A 17,981-nucleotide genomic window follows, 5' to 3' on the forward strand; every position below is an offset into this window, starting at 1 on the left:
AAGCCCCCTCCCACATTGGATCTCCACTGGAGCTCCAATGTGGGATAAACCCTTACTTCATCTCTACGATGACCTGCTCGTTCCACAGCTGAGGCAGCTTTTTGGAAGTTGCTTCCCAGGCATCGGCATCCTTGATCGGCTGCGGGTTGGCCTTGGTGTATTGCTCGCCCGGGATCAGGTTCTTGGCGATGTCGGCCGGCAGTTTCAGGTCGGTTTCGGCACGGATCGGACGTGCGTTGCCACGCGCCAGGTTGAGTTGGCCGGCGTCGCTGAAGATGTATTCACGGGTCAGCTTGGCGGCGTTCGGGTGTTTGGCGTATTTGTTGATGATGGTGGTGTAGCCGGATTTCACCGAGCCGTCCGATGGGATCAGCACCACGTAGTCATCCGGGTTGGCCATCTTGGCTTTGTAGCTCAGGCCGTTGAAGTCCCAGACGATACCTACTTCGACTTCGCCTTTTTCCATGGTGGCGATGGTCGGGTTGGACAGGCCGAGACGACCTTGCTGGGCGATCTTGGTGAAGAATTGCAGGCCTGGGGCGATGTTCTTTTCATCGCCTTTATTGGCGATGGCGGCGGCGAGTACGGCGTTGGAGGCCTGGGCCGCAGTGCTCACGTCACCCACCGAGACTTTGTATTTGCCGGTTTGCAGGTCAGCCCAGCTGGTAGGGACTTCGGAGCCGTGCAGCAGCTTCTTGTTGACGATGAACGCGATGGTGCCGGTGTAGGCCAGGGCCCAGTGACCGTCCTTGTCTTTCGCCCAATCCGGCACCGAAGTCCAGTTGGACGGTTTGTACGGCTGTGTGACTTCCTGCTTCACCGCGATCGGGCCGAAGGCGGCGCCTACGTCGCCGATGTCAGCGCTGGCGTTGTCTTTTTCGGCTTTGAACTTGGCGATTTCCTGGGCCGAGCTCATGTCGGTGTCGATGTGCTTGAGGCCGTAGGTCTTGGCCAGGTCTTCCCAGGTGCCTTTCCAGTTGGCCCAGTCATCGGGCATGCCGACGCTGTTGACGGCACCTTCCGCTTTCGCGGCGGCTTCCAGAGTTTTTAAATCGGTATCAGCGGCCATGGCGGCAGTACACATGGCAATGGTCGAGCCTAACAGTGATGCCAGGAAAAGCTGTTTCATCCGAAGCTCCTTTGGGCGTTTTCAACGCGGCGGTGTTTTCTACGGTGTTGTTGGTCTAGGTCAGAGCAATACCTGAGCCAATCTAGACGCGATGGATGACAGTTTCATGTCGATGTCGTTTTTAAAACCTTGATGTCGCTCGGCGCAGACTTAGCGTAGACCATGCTCAAGTGCCCGTATCGACTGGACTTGGCCGATGTATTGCAGGGTGAGGTGCAGGGACGGGACAGGGACTGTCATCTGTCGGTCATCAGGAGTGCCTAGGCTGGCAGGCAGTCGTGCAAGCCCATTTATGCAGCGGTTTGTGCACCTGAACAGTGCTGGTCTAGTCCAGATAGGTAACGTTGATGCGTGATGAGGCAATCAAGGCGGTGACATCCATTGGCCTGGCGCTGCAAGAGCAGATCGACCACGGCCTGTTGCCGCCCGCAAGCAAGCTGCCCGCCGAGCGCAAGCTCAGCGAGTTGTTTGGTACCACTCGAATTACGGTGCGGGAAGCCTTGTTACAACTGGAGGCTCAAGGGCAGATTTATCGCGAGGAGCGTCGTGGCTGGTTTGTCTCGCCGCCTCGGCTGGCCTACAACCTGATGCAGCGCAGTCACTTTCACGCCATGGTCAACGACCAGGGGCGGGTGGCGTCCACCGAAGTCATCAGTGCGCGGCTGCAACCGGCCTCGGCCGCGGTGTGTGCGTGGTTGCAGTTGCCAGCATTGTCCAGCGTGATCCAGATCTGCCGGGGGCGGCGGATTGACGGGCGGCTGGTGTTATACGTGGAGCACTACCTGAACCCGCAGTATTTCCCGGGGATTCTTGAGTGCGACCTGAATCAGTCGATGACCGAGTTGTATGCGCGCAAGTACGACTTGCACTACGGGCGGGTGCGCTTCGAGATCGTGCCGACCTCATTGCCGGTGGAAGCTGCGGCGGCATTGCGCATGTCGGTGGGCAGCCCGGGCTTGCGGATCGCCCGGGTCAATTATGACCAGCACCAGCGGTTGATCGACTGCGACCTGGAGTTCTGGCGGCATGATGCGATTCATGTCGGCGTCGATGTGGTGTGATCGGGGGGGCTTGCTCCTACAGTGAGTGCACCGTGAGTGCCTTGATCACCTGATCCACATTGCCCTCCAGCTCCGATACCGGGTCCGCGCCGTCTACGTTCAACACCAGCAGCGTTGAGCCGCCTGCCGTGATAGCGGCTTTCACTGCGTCACTCGGCTGGCGATGATGCAGCACCACGGCCACGTCGTTTTCCTTCAGCGCTGCACTGAGTTTCTGTAATGCGTCAGGCGTCCAATCGGCGTCGGGCCGGGCATCGGTGCTGAGCAGTTCCAGATTCAAACTGCTGATCAGATACGCAAAGTGATCGCTCAAACTGACCACACTCAGGTTGTCCGCCTTGGCCAGTCGCGCCTCGCTGTCGGCGCTGAGCTTGAGCAGGCGTTGCTTGAGGGCGGCCAGGTTGGCGTCGATCTTCGCCTTGGCGCCCGGGGCCAGGCGGCTCAGGTCGGCGGCCAGGACATCGGCCATGCGTCCCAGGTTGTTGCTCGATTGCCACGGCTGGCTGTTCAAACCATCGGTGACGCCAGGTTGCACGGCAATTCCCGGCAAGCCGCCATCCACGGGGCGTGCGGCATCGATTTCGACAATGCGGATATTGCTGCGCCGGGCCACGGGGTAGAGCGGGTCATCGGCCCACAGCGAGCGCAGGCCGATGGCGGCGTCGGCGTCCTGGGCCAGTGTGTTCAGTGCCGGCGCGCCACGGCCGGTGAAGTACGACACCTGTCGCGAGCCCGGCAGGTTGGCGGGGGCCGCGCGCTCAAGCTGCACGTCGGAGCCCTTGAGCAACACCTCGGCCAAGCCGTAGGTGATCGGCAGGGAGGCCAGGACTTTGACCGGTTTGGCCGCGTGAGCAGCAGGTTTGCCCACGTCGGCCGCCATCAGCGGCGTGGTGATCAAGCAAGCGATGGCCAGGGCCAGAGGCTGAAGAACGGAGCGCATTATCCAAGGTTCCCTTTAAGGCTGGGCACGGTGCCGCGCGCGATGGCGGCAAGGGCGAAGGCGATACCGGCCATCAGGATGATCGCGGCACCGGAGGGGATGGGCAGGTCGAAGATGATCGGCAGCAGGATCCCGCACAGGGTGCTGACGGTGGCGATCACCACCGAGATCCAGAAGAAGCCTTTGAGCGACTGGCTCAGCAAGCGTGCCGCCGCGGCCGGAATCACCAGCAGCGCGCCCACCAGGATGGCGCCAATGACCTTGACTGCCGCCACGGTGATCAGCGTCACCAGGATCACGAACAGGTAGTCCAGGGTCTTCACCGCCACGCCACGCACCGCCGCCAATTGCGGGTTGAAGCTGGCGAGCATGATGCGGTTGTACAGCGGCAGCGCCAGCGCCATCACCAGGGCGCCGACAATCGCCAGTACCAGCAGGTCGTTGCCGTTGACCGTCAGCACCGAACCGAACAGCACGTTTTCGAGGATGTGCACGTTGATCTTGCCCGCCAGGATCAGCAGCAGGCTGGCGCCCAGTGCCAGGGACACCGACAGGAACACGCCGATCAAGGTGTCTGGCGCCAGGCCGGTGCGGTTGCGCAGGTAGTTGAGCAGGATGCCGAACAACAGGCAGTAACCGAACAGGCTGCCATAGGGGCCGGTGTAGGGCTCGCCCAGCAGAATGCCCACGGCCACGCCGGTCAGCGCGGCATGACCGACCGCTTCGGAGAAAAACGCAAAGCGCTTGACCACCACCAGCGTGCCCAGGCCGCCCAGCACCGGGCCGATCAGCAGGCCGGCGAGCAGGGCGTTGACGACAAAACCATAGGCCAGCGCTTCCGGCAGGTAACCGGAGGATGCCCAGCCCTGGACCATCAGGCGAAACGCTTCATAACTCATTGCGCCGTGCTCCGAGGATGGGTCGAGAACAGGGTCAGCAGGCGGTCCGGCGTCAGCGCCTCTTTCGGCGTGGCGTCGAACAGCAGGCGGCGGTTCAGTCCGGTGACGCGGTCGGCCAGGCGCCCCACGGCTTCCAGGTCATGCTCGATCCACAGCACGGTGATCCCGGCCAGGCGCCAGTCACTGAGCAAGCGTTCGAACACCTGGATGCCGGCCTCATCAAGGGCCGACATCGGTTCATCGAGGACCAGCAGTTGCGGCGCGGGAATCAACCCCTGGGCCAACAACACACGCTGGCGCTCGCCGCCAGACAGTGCGCCCATGCGCCGCTTGCGTTTGTCCTGCATGCCGACCCGTTCCAGCGCCTCGCCAATCGCGGCGGCGTACTGTTTGGACAAACCGAGAAACGCAGGACGGCGCTGACACATGGCGGCCATGAAATCGTCGACGGTCATCGGCAATCCACGGTCGAACTCCAGCGCCTGGGGCACATAACCGATGGTGCCGGGCGTGGACGGCCACTGCAGGCTTAACCGGCCCTGGTGCGGCGTTTGTCCCAGCAGGGTCTTGATCAGCGAGCTCTTACCGCCGCCGTTGGGGCCCACCAGCGCATGAATACTGCCCGGCTGCACCTGGAAGCTCACACCGTCGAGGATCACGGTGCGGCCCAGGGTCAGGGACACCTTGTCGAAGTCGAGGGTCGGGCCGACGCAGGCGACGTTAAGTTGTTCCGCTGCGGTCATGCCCCCGACTCCTGAATCGCCCGCACCACGGTGTTGAGGTTGCCGGTCATTTCCACTTCGTATTTTTCAGCGCTGTATTCGCCGTAGGAAATATGTGACAGCGGGTACAGCTTGACCCCGGATTCGCGCTGGATGGTGTCGACGTAAGTGGACGGGAAATCCATCTCCGAGAAGATCACCTTGACGTCCAGGGCGCGCAGTTCGTCGATGGTCTTCTTCAACTGGCTGGGGCTCGGCTCGATACCGTGGGCCGGCTCGACCACGGCCGTGACTTCCAGGCCGAACTCGCGCAGCAGGTAATCGTAGGCCGCGTGCACGGTGGCGACGCGCAGGTCCGGGTTGGGCGCGCCGGTCAACTTGGCCAGGGCATCGGCACGCATCTGCCGCAGGCGTTTGCCATAGGCGCGGGCGTTCTGGGTGTAGGTCTTGGCGTTGTCCGGGTCGAGCTTGCCCAGTTCCCGGGCGATGTTGTTGACCTGGGCAATCGACGCACTGATCGACAGGAACGTGTGCGGGTTGACCACCTTGCCGGCACCGCGCGCGGCGTTGCCGGTGGCCGCCAGCAGCGGCACATTGGCGTTGGCTTCGATCACCGGGATGTCCGGGCGCTCGCTGGTGGCGATCATGCGGTCGGCGAAATCGTCATGGCCGACGCCGTTGAGCACGATCACATCCAGGGTGCCGATGCGCTTGATGTCTTCGGCGCGTGGCTCGTAGGCGTGGGGGTTGAAGCCGGCCGGGATCAGCGGCACCACTTCGGCCTTGTCGCCGACGATATTGGCCACGTAGCTGTAATACGGGTGCAGGGTGATGCCGATACGCAGGCGTTTGGCCGCCTCGGCATTCGCGAGGGGAGCGAGTATCAGGCTGAACAGGCCAACCAGAAACACGCGCAACAGGGGAGATGAAATAGACATGGGCAATCGGTCTTCTCGTTCAGTGGCGGTGCTGGCGGGTGACGCCGGCATCGAATTGCGCGATCACCTGCTGCCAGCCGGCTGCGATCAGCGCCTGGTCAGTGAGGTCGGCGGGGGCGGCCAGGTCTTTGCTGCGGTTGAGCCAGATGTCCGGCTCGTCACCTTGCACGCGCATGAGCAGCGAGCCACTGGTGGTCGGCGCCTGGCTCAGTCCCAGGTAGGCCGAATTCGCCAGCAACTGCCAGCGATGGTCGCCACGACTGACCGAACTGGCGTCGTGGGCAAACGGCGCAAAGCCTTCTGCGGCCAGTTGCTCGGGGGTGGGCAGGGCGCTTTGCTCTTGCTGCAGCACGTGGATTTCATCCAGCGTGACCCGCAGGTCGGCGTAGATACCTTGTTCGGCGGCGCTCAGGTCACGGCGGGCGTCCAGTTGATGACTGGGCACCGCCGCGACTTCCTGGGTTTCACCGTGCAGCGCCACCACGGTTCCCGCCACCGCGAGGATGATCAGGCACAGCAGCAGGACGTAGAGGGTCTCGTGGCCGGCACCGGCGGGGCGTACAACCTGTGTGGTACTCATTGAGCCTGGATATCCGCTTGGTCGATTTCCACCACGTGACCGGGGCCGGCATCAAACAGCACGTAGAACTCGGACGCGGGCTTCTTGAAGGTCAGGGTGGAGTCCTGGCCGAGCTTGCCGGGCACCAGGATGGTTTCGTCGTAGCCGATCACATCCAGGGTCACGCCGGGGGCGCCGCTGCCATCGGAGAAACCGCCTTTGCACTGGATCTGCTCGCCGGGGATTTCCTTGCATTCGCACATCGGGTTGTGGGCAAAGGCTGTGGTACTGAAACCGGCGCACAGCAACAGCGCGGCACGGGACAGGCGCTTGAACGTCATGGTTTAACTCCTTGCTTGTTCAGCCAGGCAATGGTGGCAGGCGAGGCCTGGCTCAGCGGGATGGAACCCTGGTGCATGGTGCCGTCCCAGCCTTCCATGGTGACCCACAGTTCAGCGTCGATGGGGGTGCGTTCCGGCACGGGCAGGCCGGCGCCCATGCGGTACGGGGTGCCGAAGAAGATCACCCCGGCGGCGCGCAGGCTGCGCGGTTTGCCGATGCGCAGGTACGTGGCCTTGACCTGGTCGGCGCAGGTGTCACACAGAGCGGCATTGAAGAACTTCATCGGGCCGGCCGGGTCGGGGCGCGGGCCTTCATTGCGGAATTCGGCCAGTTTGAGGCTCCAGGGTCCGACCTGCACATCGCCGGCCACACGCTCGCCGATGCCGGTATCACCGCGAAACAGCGCGGCATCGGCGAAGTACTTGGGCATGAAGCCCAGCGGTACCAGCAACAACAGGACATTGATGTGGAAACGCCATTTCAGCCAAAAGGTCCGCAACGGTGAAGGCGGGGAAGCGTTAGCGGACTTGCTCATGAGTTGGCCTCCGAGGTTTCAGCCTGCATGGCCGGGATGGACGCCGGCGCACGTTGCGTCTTGGCTTCGCGCTTGAGAGCGTTGAGGGTGGCCAGGGCAGTGCGCTTGGTCCAGATCAGCAAGCCGCTCAGGACCATCATGCTCAGCACGAGGCCGAAGAACGCCCAGATCAGCTTGATCCAGAGGCCACCGAAGTCGCCGGTGTGCAGGGGCCGCATGGATTCGGTGACGAACTCCAGCTTGGTGCGGTCGGACAGCAGGTGCGACGAGGCGATTTCACCGTCATACGGGTTGATCTGCGCGGTCTGGAACATCAGCGGGTACCAGCCTCGCCCGCCGATTTGCAGGTGGCTGTAGGCATTGAGCGGCAGGCTCACGAAACTCGCCTCCAGCCCCGGGATACGTTGGGTGGCGATCGCGATCGCCTCATCCACGGGAATCATCGGTGCCGGCACGCCTGGGGCTGAGGTTGGGACTTTTTCGCGGGCGATCACCGGGACGATGGGCTCGCTGGAGATGGAGATCTGGTTATCACCCAGGATTGCCTGGATCAGGAACCAGGTGCCGGTGATGGAAATCACCGCAATAAACCAGATCGACCAGATACCGCTCAGACGGTGGAAGTCGCCCCAGAAAATTCGCGCGCCGTGGCGGATACGCAGGGTCGGCTTGAAAAAGCCTTTCCAGAAGCGCTTGTACACCACCAGCCCGGTGACCAGTGAGGCCAGTAACGGCAAACCGAGCAGCGACACCAGGTACCAGCCCCAACTGAAGCCATTGGTAAACGGCACCAGCCACCAACCATGCAGGGCGCGGGTGAACTGACGGAAGTCGAACGATGGGCTGATGCCCTGGATCGCCCCGGTGTACGGGTTGACGTAGACCTCTACCGACCGACCGTCGGGGTAGCTGAGGTCGACACTCAGGGCAAAGTGCGACTCGTCCGGACGACTGAGAGACTGCACGATTACCTGGGGTTCGGCCCGCTTGATGGCGCTGATCACCTGGTCGTAGCTCAGCGGCTCGGCATCATCCGACGGCTTGCTCGCACGGATGTCCGGGTTGGCCAGCCACACGATTTCCTGGCTGACCACCGCCAGGGTGCCGGTGACGCAGACGATCAGTACAAAGAACCAGATGGGCAAGGCCAGCCAGCTATGTACGAGAAACCAGAGTTTTGAGCGTGACTTCTTGGACATGTGAATGAGGGTCTTGATCAGAGGGGGGGCGAAAGAGGCCCGAAAAAGGCCAGTCGTAGCTTTTGCTGACGCGACGGGCTGTATCTAAATTAAGACGGATGAGAATGAGAAATCCCCAAGGCCGATATGAAAGAAAATGTTTCAGGTTCACATTCAGTGGGTTTAAGGCGTGCAGGGGGTGATCATGAGGTGGGTAGGAGCCGGCGAACCGGCCCCGATGCTCAGCCTTGCTGGAACATCTCCATGGCGCGTTGACGGATCTGTTCTTCGCTGAGGTCTTCCTTGCGGGTGGCGAGGTACCAGAGGTGACCGTAGGGATCCTTCACGCTGCCCGAGCGGTCGCCATAGAAGCGGTCCTCTGGTTCGGACACCACGCTGGCGCCGGCTGCGACGGCTTGTTTGAACTGCGCGTCCACGTCGTTCACATACAGATGCAAGGCCACACTCGTGCTTTCAGTCGGATTGCCCAGGGACATCTGATCGCAGGGCGTGCCCAGCATGATCGCCGAATCACCAATGCGCAGCTCGGCATGGCCAACCCTGCCATCGGGCATGTCCAGGCGCATGATCTGGGTGGCGCCGAAGGCTTTTTTGTAAAACTCGATAGCCTCTGAGGCTTTGTCGATGCCCATATAGGGCGTGACGCTGTGATAACCCTCCGGAATAGGTTTAACGCTCATATCGTTCTCCTTGATTGGGGTGGTGGTGAACCGGCCTTTTCACTATAGGCCACGCCAATCAAGGGCTCTGTCGGTCCCGACCAGGGGATGCTCAACTGGGTTCCAGCAACTGAGCCCCCGGCCCGCGCTCAGCGAGCTGGTCGTCCTGGTTACGCAGCGGGCACGCGTCCATCGACAGGCACCCGCACCCAATGCACCCATTGAGCTTGTCGCGCAGCAGCATCAGCTTATTGATGCGCTCATCCAGGTCTTCCCGCCACCGCGCGGACAAGCGCTCCCAGTCTTGAGCGTTGGGCGTGCGTCCATTCGGCAGCGTCTGCAAGGCCTCGCCAATCGTCGCCAACGGAATCCCCAGGCGCTGGGCGATCTTGATCACCACCACCCGGCGCAGTACATCCCGGGGATAGCGCCGTTGATTGCCGGCAGTGCGATGACTCTTGATCAGCCCCTTGTTTTCATAGAAGTGCAGGGCCGTGACGGCCACGCCGCTGCGGGCTGCCAGTTGGCCCACGGTGAGTTCCTTGGTAATCATGAAAACTCCGATTAAGCGCTTGACCTTGACTTAACTAGAGGTTTTACCCTGCGTGACATTGAATCGCAAGATTCTGCCTACAGAGAAAGGGGAGTTTTCATGCAGGTATCTGAGAAGAATCGCAGCTTCACTCAGTTGATCGAATTTCACATCGAACCCCAGCAACAAGGGGCGCTGGTGGCCGCCTTGTCCACCCAAAGCGAGCGCCTGGCCCAGGGCCATGGTGGTTTTATCAATGCGAGTGTGCAGGTCAGCGAAGACGGGCGGCGGGTGCTCAATTACTTGCAGTGGCGTTCCCGCGAGGACGGTGAAGCGGCGTTCCAGTGCTTTGAGCATGGCGAGGAAGATTTCTGGACGCTGATTCGCGCGCACCAGGCCACGGCCGTGACCTTCGGTTCGTTCCAGGTGCTGCGCAGTTTCGAGCGCAGCCATGACAACGCGTTGCACTGTCGGCTAAATGGATAGATGCAGCATCCGTTCGCCTTGCACATTTTCCCCGGGGCGGCGCTTGTTTACCGCCAACTCGCCGATCTTGATCAGGCGCGTGCGCGTGACGTTGCGGCTCAGCCCCAGCAGGTTGGCGGTGTGCACCTGGTTGTAATGGCTGAAGCGGTAGGCGGCGCGCAATAGCGCATCTTCGACCTTTTCGTGCAGGGCGCCGGCCTGTTCTTCGAAGAGCTTTTGAAACGCGCGCTCCAGCAAGGCCTCGGCGCTGTTGTCGGTGCCGTGCTGGTTGTCGTCCTGGCGCTCGATGCGCATGTTCGACAGGCGCAAGTCGTCGCGTTCGATCACGCCGTTACGGCAGATCAGCAGGGTGTGGTGAATCACGTTTTCCAGCTCGCGGATATTGCCCGGCCAGCTGTAGCTCTTTAGCTTGTGTTCGGCCTCGCGGCTGATGGTGATCGGGCCGTAGCCCAGGCGTTGGCTGTAGGCTTCGATAAAATGCCGGGTCAGCGGCAGGATATCGCCGGGGCGCTCGCGCAGCGGGCTGAGCTCGAGGCTGACGACGTCGAGGCGGTAGTAGAGGTCTTCGCGAAAATGTCCGGCGTTGATGGCCTTTTCCAGTTGTACGTTGGTGGCGGCCAGTACGCGCACATCGATCGGAATGCTCTTACGCGAACCCAGGCGCACCACCTCACGCTCCTGCAGCACCCGCAGCAACTTGACCTGGATGGGCATCGGCAAATCGCCGATTTCATCGAGGAACAAGGTGCCACCATCGGCCTCTTCGAACCAGCCGGCCTTGGCACTCAGGGCGCCGGTAAACGCGCCTTTTTCATGGCCGAACAGCTCGGCTTCCACCAGGGATTCGGAGAACGCGCCGCAGTTCACCGCCACGAACGGCCGGTTGCGCCGCGCGCTGAGGTTGTGGATGTGGCGCGCCACCAGCTCTTTACCGGTTCCGGTCTCGCCGATGATCAGCACGCTGGCTTCGCTGGGCGCCACTTGCTGGATATGGTCGAGCAGGGCCTTGGATTTTGGGTCTTCGAAGACCTGGGCCGTGGCGCGGATCGACGTCGCGAGGGCGGGCGAGGGCGGTAAGGTTAGAAGCTGCATGGGCACCTCTTTTTTATGAGTAGAACGTCGGGATTGGCAGGGATTGGTTCAACGCCCAGTCCCCCAGTTCGTGGAGTTTGTAGTCGACCGGGTCGTGCAGGGTTTGCGTGCGCAGGTTGCGCCAATGGCGGTCCAGACGCAGTGAAGCGTGGGTGGAGCGTGCGCCGGTGACTTCAAACAGTCGGCTGCACAGGTCCAGGCCTTGGCGGGTGGCGGCGACCTTGGCGGTCGCAATGGCAATCGCCAGTTGGCCGCGTTCCTGTTCGCTGAGGTTGGGGCCTTTGGCCCAGGCTTGGTCGAGCAATTCGGCGGCACGCTCCACCAACAGACGCACGCCTTCCAGCGCCACCCAGAATTCGCCGTAGTGATGCAACACGTAAGGGTCCTGGCGCACGTCTTCGGCCGAGGACTTGTGCCAGGAACGGGTCTCGGTGAGCGTGTAGTTGCGTGCTTCTTCGAAGGCACCTTCGGCGATGCCGAGGAACATATGGGTGAAGGTCAACTGGGCGATCAGCGGGCGCAGGCAGGCAAAAGGCGTGCTCAGCGGGCCCGGGTCGAGCAGCAATTCCGACTCCTCGACGCGCACCCGTTCGAAGCTGGCGCTGCCGCTGTCGGTCTGGCGTTGGCCGATATTGTTCCAGTCGTTGTGCAGGGTGATGCCACTGCGCCCGCTGGGGATGGCGGCGATCAGCAGCTTGCCGCCGGCGCTTTCATCCACCGCCGAGGCAATCAGCATTTCCGAGTCGCTGGCGCCGGAGCAGAAGCTCTTTTTGCCGGAGAACTCACGCCAGCCACCAAAGTCCTTGACCACCGTGCGTGTGTCCAACGGGTTGAGGGCGTTGCCCCAGAACCAGTTTTTGCGCGCGGTCTGTTCGAACCACGGTTGCCACTGGTCCGGCCGCGAAAACAGGCGCACGGTGGCGAGCATCAGGTGGTGGAAGCCGAAGACGTGGGCAATGGAGCTGTCGACCTTGGCGAACTCGCGCACGATGGCCAGGGTGTCACCCCAGCAGGCGCCGAGGCCACCGTATTGGGTGGGAATGCTCAGGGCCAGCAGGCCGCTTTGGCGCAGGGCATCACGTTCGGTCTTGGGAGTGCCACCGCGCTCGTCGCGTTCGACGGCGGTGAGGGCGAATTCGGCGGCCAGCAATCTGGCGGTCTGCAACGGTGATGGCAGGACGCTGTGGGGTTTGGCTGTCACGGGGTTTCCTCTTTATAAGCGGGAACGACCAACGCCGCTCCCGCCGTTGCGCCGATCAGGCCTTGGCTGGCAGAACATCGTTGGCAATCATTTCGCCGAACGGGCCAGTGAGGTTGGTGATGCCGCGTCCGGCCAGGCTGGCATAGGGTTCCGGCAGCAGCGGGAACACCAGCTCGGCAAAGCGATAGGCTTCTTCCAGGTGCGGGTAGCCGGAGAAGATGAAGCTCTCGATGCCCAGGTCGGCGTATTCCTTGATGCGTTCGGCCACTTGCTGCGGGTTGCCCACCAGCGCGGTACCGGCACCGCCGCGCACAAGGCCGACACCGGCCCACAGGTTGGGGGCGATTTCCAGGTTGTCGCGGCGCCCGTCGTGCAGGGCGGCCATACGGCGTTGGCCTTCGGAATCAAAGCGCGAGAAGGATTTTTGCGCAGCGGCGATGGTGTCGTCGCTGATGTGCTCGATCAGCTTGTCGGCAGCTTTCCACGCGTCCTCTTCGGTCTCGCGCACGATCACGTGCAGGCGAATGCCGAACTTCACCGTACGCCCGTGGCGGGCTGCGCGCTCACGTACATCCGCGAGTTTTTCGGCGACGGCGGCGGGCGGCTCGCCCCAGGTCAGGTACACATCCACCTGTTCGGCGGCGAGGTCGTGGGCGGCATCGGAGGAACCGCCGAAATACAGCGGTGGATAAGGCTTCTGCACCGGTGGGTAAAGGGCCTTGGCGTTCTGCACGCGCAGGTGTTTACCTTCGAAATCTACTGACTCGCCCTGCAACACGCGGCGCCAGATCTGTAGGAATTCGTCGGAGACTTCGTAGCGTTCGCTGTGGTCGAGGAAGCTGCCGTCGCCGCGGTTCTCATCGGGATCGCCGCCGGTGACCACATTGATCAGCAAGCGGCCGTTGGACAGGCGATCCAGGGTCGCCGCCATGCGGGCAGAAACGGTCGGCGAGATGATGCCCGGGCGAATCGCCACCAGGTAACGCAGGCGTTCGGTCAGCGGCACCAGCGCCGAGGCGATGACCCAGGAGTCTTCGCATGAGCGGCCGGTAGGAATCAGCACGCCGTGGTAACCCAGGCTGTCAGCCGCCTGCGCGACTTGCTTCAGATAATTGAGGGTGACCGGCCGTGCACCTTGGGTGGTACCCAGGTAATGACCGTCGCCATGTGTCGGCAGAAACCAGAAAACATCCATGACCAATCCTTAAGCGATTTTCAGCAGAGAGGGGGAGTGCGCAGCAAACAAGGGCGCTGCGCGTTCTGCCGCAAGGCGTATCCGGCCCTTCAAGGGCTCACTGGTTATTTGGTAGTCGGTGAAGTCGGCCTCTGTGGCGTACACGCCGATCGGTAGGGTGAGGGCCTGGAAGAAGCTGAACAGCGGACGCAGTTGATGATCGAGGACCAGCGCGTGGCGTTCACTGCCGCCGGTGGCGGCGAGCAGTACCGGTGTGTTGATCAGGGCGTTGAGGCCAATCAGGTCAAACAGGTGCTTGAGCAGGCCAGGGTAGGAACCGCGATAGACCGGTGCAGCGACGATCAGCAGGCCGGCCTGTTCGATGGCCACCAGTTGGGCTTCGACCTCGGCGGGCAATTCATCGCGTGACAGCGCACCCCCCAGGGGCCGGGCAATGTCGCCCAATTCGATCAGGGTGGTCTGGATCGGCAGTAAGGTCGCCAGCTCAGCCAGTACGGCTTGGGTCAGCACGAGGGTACGGGACGGACGCCAGGTTCCGCCGGAGAGGGCGACGACATTCAGGGGACGGGTCATGAACAGCTCCTTTATCAACAGTGGTTCATAGCAGGTGGGGGGCAACGTGTTGAGCAAGAGCTGTACCAACGGCTGCAGGCCTTGATCGGCGTGGGTTGCAGGTTCACTGCTGAAAAATGCTGCTGTTGTCTGACTGGTGATTTGTTGAATGGCTGTTGCCTGGCAAACAGTTGCGTGGCGAACAGTGCGGGTTCGGCGTGAGCCATTTATAGAAGGTTGCAGTTATTCCGTAAATGAACGTATTTCCATATTTATAGATCATAAGGAAATATGTCGTTTCCTATCGAGGGTGCCTAGGTGGTCGATAGCGACTATCACGGCCGGTGATTTTTCACCGCGCAACGGCGGGAGTAGCCTGTGTTCATTGACTCGAAACCTTCTTTGCAGGGCTACCGCCATGAACCGATTTCTCGCTGTTTCCTTATTAATTGTCACTTCCGTCCTCGCCGGCTGTGCGACCCATCCTTCGCCCGAATTACGGCCCTACTCAGCGGAAGAAACCAAGCAGTTGGCCTTGGAAGCACTGAGCCGTCGTGGGTTGTCGTTTGATGAGTACCAGCAGCAGCGCGCCGCACTGACCGGCCAGCCACAGAAACCCTTTGGCTTTGATCGCCAGGGCGAAATGAACGCCGAACGCAGCGTGACCTTGCATGGTCGTCCCAGTTGAGCCTGCGCCGAATGGAAAAAAGCCCGAGGATTCCCTTAAGGAACCTCGGGCTTTTTGTTTGCCATGGCGTGACTTCAGCCTGTTAAGCTGAATTTCAGGAGCGTTCCTACGCACATTTACTTAAAGTTGTCCTTCTTTAATGGCATTCGATCCGGTAAACCTGACGACCTCTGTTCCGGCCGATGCCCCTGAGACGCTGCTCTCGGGGACCTGCTTTGCGAGTCTTAACTGTCATGAATAAACGTCCGCTGTATTTCGACTACGCCGCTACCACCCCGGTGGACGAGCGCGTCATCCAGGTGATGGTCGAGTGTCTGGGCTTCAACGCCAACTTCGGTAACCCCGCGTCCAGTTCTCATGCGTTCGGCCAAGCGGCCCGGCAAACGGTTGAACAGGCGCGTCGCCAGGTGGCCGAGTTGGTGGGCGCACAGCCTGAACAGATCGTCTGGACCTCAGGCGCCACTGAATCCAACAACCTCGCGATCAAGGGCGTTGCCCAGGCGCGGGGGGTGGCGGGCGGGCATATCATCACCAGCCAGATCGAACACAAGGCCACGCTGGATACCGCGCGGCAGTTGCAGGAAGCCGGTATGGCCGTGACTTACCTGGTGCCGGACGCCGACGGGTTGATCAGCGCCGAGGCAGTCAGCGAGGCATTGCGTGAAGACACCTTTCTAGTATCGCTGATGCTGGTGAATAACGAACTGGGCACCCTCAATGACATCCCGGCCATCGGCGCGCGCGTGCGTGAGCATGGCGCGTTATTGCATGTCGACGCGGCGCAAGGGGCGGGCAAGGTGACGATCGATTTGGCGCAGTGGCCGGTGGACCTGATGTCGTTTTCCGCGCACAAGCTGTATGGCCCCAAGGGGATTGGTGCGTTGTATGTCGGCCCCCGGGCGCAACAGAAAGTGTTGGCACAGATTCATGGTGGCGGTCACGAAGGTGGCCTGCGCTCTGGTACCCTGGCCACCCATCAGATTGCGGGCATGGGCGCGGCGTTCGCCCTGGCGGCGGCGTCTTTTGCTGAGGAGAAGGCCGTGATTGTGGCCTTGCGTCAGCGCCTGCTGGACCAGTTGGAGACCATCAGTGGCGTGCGCCTCAACGGCAGTCCTGCGCAGCGCATTCCTCACACCCTCAGCCTTACCTTCAGCGAAGGTGAGTTTGACGCTGCGGCATTGAGTGCCGGCATCGCCTTTTCGGCGACCTCTGCGTGCAATTCAGCCAGCAATGCGCCTTCCCACGTGCTGCTTGCGTTGGGCCATGACGCGCGTTCTGCCAGCCGTACCATACGTTTGAGCCTTGGCCGGTTTACCACCGAGCAGGATATCGACCAGGCTGTGCAATTGATCAAGGCCGCACTGGCCAGCGCCCCGGCGTTCTGGGCCGTCTGATTTTTTCATAACAATTATTAGTGGTTAGCAGGAGACACAATGAGTACGCAGCCCTTGACCCATGGAATGGTTCCCCAGCGCCTGGCGCACACCCGCGAACTGATGAGCCGCGAGGGCATCCATGCCCTGCTGGTGCCGTCGGCTGACCCGCATTTGTCCGAGTACTTGCCGGGTTACTGGCAGGGGCGTCAATGGTTGTCGGGCTTCCATGGTTCGGTAGGCACGCTGATTGTCACTGCGGATTTCGCCGGTGTCTGGGCCGACAGCCGTTACTGGGAACAGGCCACCAAGGAGCTCAAGGGCAGCGGCATTGAATTGGTCAAGCTGCAACCGGGCCAACCCGGGCCGCTGGAATGGCTGGCCGAGCAGACGCCGGAAGGCGGCGTGGTGGCAGTGGACGGCGCGGTGATGGCTGTCGCTTCTGCGCGCACGTTGGGCGCCAAGTTGGCAGAACGTGGCGCTCGCCTGCGTACCGATATCGACATACTCGATGCCGTTTGGAAAGACCGTCCGAGCCTGCCGAACCAGCCGATCTATGAGCATCTGCCACCTCAGGCGACCGTCAGCCGTGGCGATAAACTTGCCGCACTGCGCGCCAGTTTGAAAGAGAAGGGCGCCGACTGGCACTTCATCGCCACCCTGGATGACATCGCCTGGCTGTTCAACCTGCGCGGCGGCGATGTTTCGTTTAATCCGGTGTTCGTTTCGTTTGCGTTGATCAATCAACAACAGGCCACGTTGTTTGTGGCGCTGAGTAAAGTTGATTCAGACTTGCGCGCGGTGCTTGCGCAGGATGGTGTGACGTTGCGCGATTACAGCGAAGTGGCGGATGCCCTGCGTGCAGTGCCATCGGGTGCCAGCTTGCAAGTTGACCCCGCCCGCGTGACTGCCGGTTTGCTGGAAAACCTGGATGCCGGCGTCAAGCTGATCGAAGGCCTGAACCCGACCACACTGGCCAAGTCCCGCAAAAGCCTGGCGGACGCGGAACACATTCGCAGGGCCATGGAGCAGGACGGCGCGGCCCTTTGCGAATTCTTCGCCTGGCTGGAGAGTGCGCTGGGTCGTGAGCGCATCACTGAGCTGACCATCGATGAGCACCTGACTGCTGCTCGCAGCCGTCGCCCCGATTATGTGTCGCTGAGCTTCAATACCATCGCGGCATTTAATGCCAACGGGGCCATGCCGCATTACCACGCCACCGAGGAAGAACATGCGGTGATCGAAGGCGATGGACTGCTGCTGATCGACTCAGGTGGCCAGTACCTGGGTGGCACCACGGACATCACTCGGATGGTGCCTATTGGCACGCCGAGCAACGAACAGAAACGTGACTGCACCCGTGTACTAAAGGGCGTTATTGCATTGTCCCGTGCACATTTCCCCAAGGGGATTTTGTCACCGCTGCTGGATTCCATTGCCCGTGCGCCGATTTGGGCTGAAGGCGTGGACTACGGCCACGGTACCGGGCATGGCGTAGGCTATTTCCTCAATGTGCATGAAGGCCCACAAGTGATCGCCTATCAGGCGGCCCCTGCGCCGCAAACCGCGATGCAGCCAGGGATGATCACCTCCATCGAGCCGGGCACCTACCGCCCTGGACGCTGGGGCGTGCGTATCGAGAACCTGGTATTGAACTGCGAAGCGGGCAAGACCGAGTTTGGTGAGTTCCTCGCGTTTGAAACCCTGACCTTGTGCCCGATCGACACCCGTTGCCTGGAACCGTCGCTGCTCACTGCGGATGAGCGCGAGTGGTTCAACGCGTATCACGCCCAGGTGCGTGAACGACTGAGCCCGCTGCTCAGCGGTGCTGCGCTGGAGTGGCTGCAGATGCGCACGATGACCATTTAACCTGTTGCAA

Annotated in this window: 20 protein-coding genes; 5 read left to right on the plus strand and 15 right to left on the minus strand. The window is 61.7% G+C overall.

The genetic code is table 11. The features are described from left to right. Window positions 1–52: 52 nt before the first annotated feature. Window positions 53–1,129, minus strand: a complete 1,077-nt coding sequence (locus ACHPFG_RS10475; protein ID WP_431702315.1) for an ABC transporter substrate-binding protein — start codon at window positions 1,127–1,129, stop codon at window positions 53–55. Window positions 1,130–1,476: 347 nt separating this feature from the next. On the opposite strand from ACHPFG_RS10475, the gene ACHPFG_RS10480 reads away from it, so the two are divergent. Next, a complete protein-coding gene (locus ACHPFG_RS10480; RefSeq protein ID WP_259242441.1) occupies window positions 1,477–2,190 on the plus strand; it encodes a UTRA domain-containing protein in 714 nt (237 codons plus the stop codon). A 16-nt stretch (window positions 2,191–2,206) separates the two neighbouring features. On the opposite strand, the gene ACHPFG_RS10485 is transcribed toward ACHPFG_RS10480, so the two are convergent. The 10 genes from ACHPFG_RS10485 to soxR all read right to left on the minus strand — a co-directional run bounded on the left by ACHPFG_RS10485 (window position 2,207) and on the right by soxR (window position 9,536). Next, window positions 2,207–3,130, minus strand: coding sequence for a metal ABC transporter substrate-binding protein (locus ACHPFG_RS10485; RefSeq protein ID WP_431702316.1), 924 nt, complete (start codon window positions 3,128–3,130; stop codon window positions 2,207–2,209). Next, entirely contained in the window at window positions 3,130–4,029 is a 900-nt protein-coding gene (locus ACHPFG_RS10490; protein ID WP_053128716.1) for a metal ABC transporter permease, read from the minus strand. Before ACHPFG_RS10490 ends, ACHPFG_RS10485 begins: the two co-directional genes overlap by 1 nt. Continuing rightward, entirely contained in the window at window positions 4,026–4,772 is a 747-nt protein-coding gene (locus tag ACHPFG_RS10495; RefSeq protein ID WP_131699195.1) for a metal ABC transporter ATP-binding protein, read from the minus strand. Before ACHPFG_RS10495 ends, ACHPFG_RS10490 begins: the two co-directional genes overlap by 4 nt. Then, window positions 4,769–5,689, minus strand: a complete 921-nt coding sequence (locus ACHPFG_RS10500) for a metal ABC transporter substrate-binding protein (protein WP_065924535.1) — start codon at window positions 5,687–5,689, stop codon at window positions 4,769–4,771. Before ACHPFG_RS10500 ends, ACHPFG_RS10495 begins: the two co-directional genes overlap by 4 nt. Window positions 5,690–5,708: 19 nt before the next feature. Further along, window positions 5,709–6,269: a DUF6162 family protein gene (locus tag ACHPFG_RS10505; protein WP_431702317.1), complete on the minus strand. Its 561-nt coding sequence runs from the start codon at window positions 6,267–6,269 to the stop codon at window positions 5,709–5,711. Then, a complete protein-coding gene (locus ACHPFG_RS10510) occupies window positions 6,266–6,589 on the minus strand; it encodes a hypothetical protein (RefSeq protein WP_131699197.1) in 324 nt (107 codons plus the stop codon). Before ACHPFG_RS10510 ends, ACHPFG_RS10505 begins: the two co-directional genes overlap by 4 nt. Then, complete coding sequence (locus ACHPFG_RS10515; protein WP_431702318.1) at window positions 6,586–7,125, minus strand: thiamine pyrophosphate-binding protein; 540 nt, start codon at window positions 7,123–7,125, stop codon at window positions 6,586–6,588. Before ACHPFG_RS10515 ends, ACHPFG_RS10510 begins: the two co-directional genes overlap by 4 nt. Further along, window positions 7,122–8,324, minus strand: coding sequence for a PepSY-associated TM helix domain-containing protein (locus tag ACHPFG_RS10520; RefSeq protein WP_167656916.1), 1,203 nt, complete (start codon window positions 8,322–8,324; stop codon window positions 7,122–7,124). The genes ACHPFG_RS10515 and ACHPFG_RS10520 overlap by 4 nt, the downstream gene beginning before the upstream one ends. A 221-nt stretch (window positions 8,325–8,545) precedes the next feature. Beyond that, a complete protein-coding gene (locus tag ACHPFG_RS10525; RefSeq protein WP_339542816.1) occupies window positions 8,546–9,004 on the minus strand; it encodes a VOC family protein in 459 nt (152 codons plus the stop codon). A 91-nt stretch (window positions 9,005–9,095) separates the two neighbouring features. Beyond that, window positions 9,096–9,536: a redox-sensitive transcriptional activator SoxR gene (gene soxR / locus ACHPFG_RS10530; RefSeq protein ID WP_131699201.1), complete on the minus strand. Its 441-nt coding sequence runs from the start codon at window positions 9,534–9,536 to the stop codon at window positions 9,096–9,098. Window positions 9,537–9,635: 99 nt separating this feature from the next. Here soxR and ACHPFG_RS10535 point away from each other — a divergent pair, with 99 nt between their 5' ends. Beyond that, window positions 9,636–10,001, plus strand: a complete 366-nt coding sequence (locus ACHPFG_RS10535; protein WP_431702319.1) for an antibiotic biosynthesis monooxygenase — start codon at window positions 9,636–9,638, stop codon at window positions 9,999–10,001. Here ACHPFG_RS10535 and ACHPFG_RS10540 read toward each other — a convergent pair. The 4 genes from ACHPFG_RS10540 to msuE are packed head-to-tail and all read right to left on the minus strand — an operon-like array spanning window position 9,990 to window position 14,062. After that, complete coding sequence (locus ACHPFG_RS10540) at window positions 9,990–11,093, minus strand: sigma-54 interaction domain-containing protein (RefSeq protein ID WP_431702320.1); 1,104 nt, start codon at window positions 11,091–11,093, stop codon at window positions 9,990–9,992. The two genes, ACHPFG_RS10535 and ACHPFG_RS10540, sit on opposite strands and share 12 nt — an antisense overlap. Window positions 11,094–11,106: 13 nt before the next feature. After that, on the minus strand, window positions 11,107–12,294 hold the full coding sequence (locus tag ACHPFG_RS10545) for an acyl-CoA dehydrogenase family protein (protein ID WP_431702321.1): 1,188 nt from the start codon (window positions 12,292–12,294) through the stop codon (window positions 11,107–11,109). Window positions 12,295–12,349: 55 nt separating this feature from the next. Then, the gene (ssuD, locus tag ACHPFG_RS10550; protein WP_339542818.1) at window positions 12,350–13,489 is read right to left on the minus strand and encodes an FMNH2-dependent alkanesulfonate monooxygenase; all 1,140 of its coding nucleotides are present in this window, start codon (window positions 13,487–13,489) and stop codon (window positions 12,350–12,352) included. 9 nt (window positions 13,490–13,498) lie between these two features. Next, window positions 13,499–14,062, minus strand: a complete 564-nt coding sequence (gene msuE, locus ACHPFG_RS10555) for an FMN reductase (protein ID WP_145338805.1) — start codon at window positions 14,060–14,062, stop codon at window positions 13,499–13,501. A 397-nt stretch (window positions 14,063–14,459) separates the two neighbouring features. On the opposite strand from msuE, the gene ACHPFG_RS10560 reads away from it, so the two are divergent. The 3 genes from ACHPFG_RS10560 (at window position 14,460) to ACHPFG_RS10570 (ending at window position 17,971) form a co-directional block, all read left to right on the plus strand. After that, complete coding sequence (locus ACHPFG_RS10560; RefSeq protein WP_131699206.1) at window positions 14,460–14,729, plus strand: hypothetical protein; 270 nt, start codon at window positions 14,460–14,462, stop codon at window positions 14,727–14,729. Window positions 14,730–14,962: 233 nt separating this feature from the next. Continuing rightward, on the plus strand, window positions 14,963–16,123 hold the full coding sequence (locus ACHPFG_RS10565) for a cysteine desulfurase family protein (RefSeq protein ID WP_431702322.1): 1,161 nt from the start codon (window positions 14,963–14,965) through the stop codon (window positions 16,121–16,123). Window positions 16,124–16,162: 39 nt separating this feature from the next. Further along, on the plus strand, window positions 16,163–17,971 hold the full coding sequence (locus ACHPFG_RS10570) for an aminopeptidase P family protein (protein ID WP_431702323.1): 1,809 nt from the start codon (window positions 16,163–16,165) through the stop codon (window positions 17,969–17,971). Window positions 17,972–17,981 lie beyond the last annotated feature (10 nt).

Source organism: Pseudomonas sp. BR20 (assembly GCF_050780135.1).
Lineage (GTDB): Bacteria > Pseudomonadota > Gammaproteobacteria > Pseudomonadales > Pseudomonadaceae > Aquipseudomonas.